The sequence below is a fragment of the Pseudophaeobacter sp. genome (genome assembly GCF_039971195.1).
Taxonomy (GTDB): Bacteria; Pseudomonadota; Alphaproteobacteria; order Rhodobacterales; family Rhodobacteraceae; genus Pseudophaeobacter.
Map to the genome: position 1 here is coordinate 1 of NZ_JBDWPJ010000065.1, position 4,836 is coordinate 4,836.

Sequence of the window (4,836 nt, forward strand, 5' to 3'; positions counted from 1 at the left end):
CGAGAGCCGTCGCAATCTGGAAGAAATCACCGATCTCTTTGGCGAGAAAATGGAGTCCAGCCAGACCAAGCTGCTTTGGGGCACGGCCAATCTGTTTTCACATCGCCGCTACATGGCGGGGGCGGCCACCAACCCGGATCCTGATGTCTTTGCCTATGCGGCGGCGACGGTGAAATCCTGCATGGATGCTACCCATAAGCTGGGCGGGGCCAACTATGTGCTCTGGGGCGGGCGCGAAGGCTATGAAACCCTGCTCAACACCGATCTGAGCCGCGAGGCTGAACAGGCCGGGCGGTTCCTGTCGATGGTGGTGGAATACAAGCACAAGATCGGGTTTGACGGCGCTATCTTGATCGAACCAAAGCCACAGGAACCGACCAAGCATCAATATGACTACGACGTGGCAACGGTCCACGGGTTCCTGCAACGCTTTGGTCTGGAAAAAGAGGTCAAGGTCAATATCGAGCAGGGCCATGCCATCCTGGCCGGCCATAGTTTTGAACACGAATTGGCGCTGGCCTCCAGTCTGGGCATTCTGGGATCGATTGACATCAACCGCAATGACTACCAATCCGGCTGGGATACCGACCAATTTCCCAACAACCTGCCCGAGGTCTCTCTGGCCTATTATGAGATCCTCAAGGCGGGGGGCTTTACCACTGGCGGCACCAATTTTGACGCCAAGCTGCGCCGTCAAAGCCTCGACCCGGAAGATCTGATTCTAGCCCATGTCGGGGGCATGGATATCTGTGCACTGGCCCTGAAAAAGGCCGCAGCTCTTATGGAAGCAGGCGCGCTAGAGGCGGCGCGGGACAGCCGCTATGCAGGCTGGGACGCGGCCAGCGCGCAAGCGATGTTGACCTCCAGCAGTCTTGAACAGATCTCAGCCCGGGTTGAAGCCGAAGGTATTGATCCCAAACCACGGTCAGGCCGCCAGGAACGGTTGGAAAACCTGGTGAACTCCAGCCTGCACCGGTTGGGCTGAACACCGCGGTGTTGCCCTATTGAGGCAGCACCACACTGGCCCCCTGCGCCTGCAACCCGTCGAGGATTTCGGCAGGAGGGAGGCGCTCGGTGACCAGCCGGTCAATCAGCGTCAGCGGGCAGACTTCAAAGGAGGCCAGGGCCCCCATTTTGGAACTGTCCGCCAGCACCGTAACGGTCTCTGACTGCTCGATCATGGCCCGCGCAACCTGCGCTTCTTCGATGTTGAAATCCATCGCACCGCTGCGTGCATCCATGGCGCCAATGGTCAGGATTGCATGATGGGCGCGAAATGAGCGGACCTGCATTGTAGCCATGGCGCCAAAGGTCTGGCTGTTGTCTGAGCCAAATTCACCCCCCAATAAATAGACCCTGCTCGAAGTGTCAGCTGTGGCGATGGTGCGGGCAATCTCTGTGGAGTTGGTGACGATGGTGAGCCCCTGAATATGAGCAATGGCCTCGACAAAAAACAAGGTTGTGGATCCGGTATCGATAAACAGGGTCTCCCCAGGCTGGATCAATCTGGCTGTGGCCTTGGCGATCTCCATCTTGGCATCTACGTTCTCTGACAGGCGTTGTTTGAATGAACCTTCTCCCATGACCCGGGGCATGCTTGCACCGCCATGAACTTTCTGGATTTTTCCTGCTTCAGAGAGACGTGAAAGGTCCCGCCGAATGGTTTCGCGTGAGGCATTCAGCTGGGTTGCCAGCTCCTCCACCGAGACCTTTCCCTGGCGGCGCACGATCTCGATAAGTTTGGTTTGACGTTGCTCGATACTCATAATTCACCGTAAATATTGACCGAAATGGCCAAAATGATTACCAATTCAGTCATTGATTCCCTTTCTATAGGTTATGCCTTGCTCGGAACTCAACCTAAAACACCGCTGCTGTCGCCGCAGAAATACACCAAGAATCTCTTTGATGTCATCATCATTGGGGCCGGTGTAGTGGGCTGCGCGATGGCGCGTCGGTTTACCCTGGAGGGGGCCAAGGTTGCGATTGTTGAGAAGGCCAGTGATATCCTTGATGGGGCCAGCAAGGCCAATAGCGCGATACTTCATACCGGCTTTGATGCCCCGCCCGGCTCTTTGGAATTGCAATGCGTTCAGGCCGGTTACCGGGAATATGAATCCATCCGCGATGAACTGGGCCTGGTGCAGGAGAAAAGCGGCGCCTTGGTGGTTGCCTGGTCTCCCAAAGACCTGGCCGGGTTGGAGGCGATCCAAAATCAGGCCCATGACAATGGCGTGCAAGAGGTGACCTTTCTTGATCGGGCAGCCCTGCGCAAACAGGAGCCTAACCTCAGTCAGGCGGCGCTGGGGGCGCTGTTCGTCCAAGGTGAAAGCATCATTGATCCCTGGTCTGCGCCCTATGCCTATCTTCATCAGGCGCTGGAGAATGGCGCTCGGAGCTATCTGTCCTGCGCCATCACCAATGGTGAGTTTGACGGCGAGGTCTGGAGTTTTGAAACCAGTGCCGGGGTGCTGCGCAGCCGGGCTGTTATCAATTGCGCCGGGTTATACGGCGATCTGGTGGATCAGGCTCTTCTAGGGCAGTCGCAGTTTCACATCACGCCCCGCAAGGGACAGTTTGTGGTCTTTGACAAGGCGGCAAGCGCGCTGGTGTCCTCGGTCATCCTGCCGGTGCCTAACGCGACGACCAAGGGTGTTGTGCTGTTTCGTACCGTTTTTGGCAATCTGGTTGTTGGCCCAACCGCCGAAGATCAGGAGAGCCGCGAGGATAGTTCTTGTGACGCTGATACGCTTCAGGCCCTGCTCGCGGAAGCGCTGCAAAAATTGCCTGCCCTGGCTGAAATGCCGGTCACAGCGACCTATGCCGGTCTGCGCCCAGCTTCGGAGCAAAAAGTCTACCGGATCGAGACTCGGGCCGACATGAACTGGATCACCGTAGGAGGTATTCGCTCAACTGGGTTGAGCGCCTCGTTGGGCATCGCAGCCCATGTGTTTGATCTTTACTCTACATTTGGCCGCACCCATGCGCCGCTGCAAAGACCCGAAACGCCCCAGGCCAATGTCCTGGCTGATTGTGGGCCCAGGGGGTGGAAAGAGGCTGGTAATAGCGAAATTGTTTGCCACTGCGAATTGGTTACCCGGCGCGAGATCGAAGCTGCCTTGAAGGGACCGCTTCGGGCACGCTCTTTGGCTGGGCTAAAGCGGCAAACCCGTGCGACCATGGGGCGCTGCCAGGGGTTTTATTGCTCTGCTCGGCTGAGCGAATTGACGACGGGCATGATTGATCCGCCGATCGCGAAGGAGATCCTTCGTGACTAGCGCGGCATTGCACAAAGGCGAGCCCATCGATGTCGCGGTCATTGGTGCCGGACCATCCGGGCTTGCCGCTGCCACAGCGCTAAAAGCGGCAGGTCTTGCGCGCGTGGTAGTGATCGAGCGGGAACTGCAGGCGGGCGGTATTCCCCGCCACTGTGGTCACCCTCCCTTTGGCATGCGCGAATTTGCACGGGTGCTCACCGGCCCGGCCTATGCTGCACGGATCGCCGAGCGGGCGCGGCGCGCGGGCGTCGAAATTCATCTCGCGACCACTGTTGTTGATATTCTGCCAGAAGCGGAGTTGCGGGTTACGTCGGCTGATGGTCTGCAGCATCTCAAGGCGCGGCGGGTGATCTGTGCCACTGGGGTTCGGGAAACCTCCCGAGCGGCCCGGCTGATTTCAGGGCCGCGGCAGCAGGGCGTCATGAACACAGGGGCATTGCAGTCCCTAGTCTATCTGAAGCAGCAACGCCCCTTTCGGAGACCTGTGATCATTGGCAGTGAATTGGTGGCCTTTTCAGCCTTGATGAGCTGCTTCCATGCGGGCATTCGCCCCCAGGCGATGGTTGAACCGGGGCCAGGGGCCATTGCCCGTTGGCCCAGCCAGTGGTTCCCCAGGATCAAAGGGGTTGAATTCATCCCCAACAGCCGCCTGCTGGAAATTCACGGTAGCAGACAGGTCGAAGGCGTTTCACTGGCGGACCCTGAGGGTCAGTTGCGGCAGATAGACTGCGATGGTGTGGTTCTGACTGGGCAATTCACCCCAGAGGCGGCTCTGGTGCGGTGTGGTCATCTGAAGCTGGCCCCGGCAACAGGCGGTCCTTTGGTCGATCAATGGGGGCGATGCTCTGACCCCTCTTATTTTGCCACCGGCAATCTGCTGCGCCCGACTGAAACCGCAGGACATTGCTGGGCCGAGGGGCGCAAAACAGGGCAATGGGTGGCAGAGGATCTGACCGCTGGCCTGCCGGTGACGCAGAACCCCTTGCAGTTGCTCTGCCGCGATTCCCGTATCAAATTTGCCATGCCGCAGTTGATCACCGGGACAGATCAGGCAGGCGGCATGACCCATGTTCAGATGCGGGTCACCGAGGCGGTCTCGGGAACCCTGGTGGCAAGCCTCGCAAACAGACCAATCTGGCAAAAGACAATCGCCACGCGGCCGGAACGCCGCATCCGACTACCTATTTCAAAACTGACCGCGCAGGCGCGATCAGGCTCCATTGAACTGGCCATACAGGACAGCCTCCCCTGAGCGCATTGGGCGAGGCTTGGCTTGGAATTATCGGCACTTCGTGGTGCCGCAAGAGCGTTTTTGAAACGCCACTTCAGCCTCCGGTGACCCAGCGGCGATCTGCCGTTGTACCGGACAGTCAATGCCTACAACGGGAGATAGTTATGAATAAACATGCATGTATTGGACGCCGCAGCCTTTTGAAGTCTGGCGCGATGGCAGGGGTAGGCGCTTTGGCCAGCCCGGCCCTGGTGTCACAGGCCTTTGCCTCTTCGGGCGAGCTGACCCTGATGGATTGGTCGGACTACTGGCCGGATGAGATGCTGG

At 58.6% G+C, this 4,836-nt stretch carries 4 protein-coding genes; 3 read left to right on the forward strand and 1 reads right to left on the reverse strand.

Annotated elements, in window-relative coordinates; translation table 11 throughout:
* Positions 1-985, forward strand: a 985-nt coding sequence (locus ABJP42_RS05635; protein ID WP_348339146.1) for a xylose isomerase, incomplete at its 5' end; no start/stop codon positions are given.
* A gap of 16 nt (positions 986-1,001) precedes the next feature.
* Here ABJP42_RS05635 and ABJP42_RS05640 read toward each other — a convergent pair.
* The gene (locus ABJP42_RS05640) at positions 1,002-1,766 is read right to left on the reverse strand and encodes a DeoR/GlpR family DNA-binding transcription regulator (protein ID WP_348339148.1); all 765 of its coding nucleotides are present in this window, start codon (positions 1,764-1,766) and stop codon (positions 1,002-1,004) included.
* A gap of 24 nt (positions 1,767-1,790) precedes the next feature.
* Between ABJP42_RS05640 and ABJP42_RS05645 the strand changes: the two genes are divergently transcribed.
* The gene (locus tag ABJP42_RS05645; protein ID WP_348339150.1) at positions 1,791-3,278 is read left to right on the forward strand and encodes an NAD(P)/FAD-dependent oxidoreductase; all 1,488 of its coding nucleotides are present in this window, start codon (positions 1,791-1,793) and stop codon (positions 3,276-3,278) included.
* Positions 3,271-4,530, forward strand: coding sequence for an NAD(P)/FAD-dependent oxidoreductase (locus ABJP42_RS05650; protein ID WP_348339151.1), 1,260 nt, complete (start codon positions 3,271-3,273; stop codon positions 4,528-4,530). The genes ABJP42_RS05645 and ABJP42_RS05650 overlap by 8 nt, the downstream gene beginning before the upstream one ends.
* Positions 4,531-4,836: the final 306 nt, after the last annotated feature.

Coding starts and splice junctions, on each gene's coding strand:
- ABJP42_RS05640 (WP_348339148.1), bottom strand. CDS start 1,766: ATGAGTATCGAGCAACGTCAAACCAAACTTATCGAGATCGTGCGCCGC.
- ABJP42_RS05645 (WP_348339150.1), top strand. CDS start 1,791: ATGGCCAAAATGATTACCAATTCAGTCATTGATTCCCTTTCTATAGGT.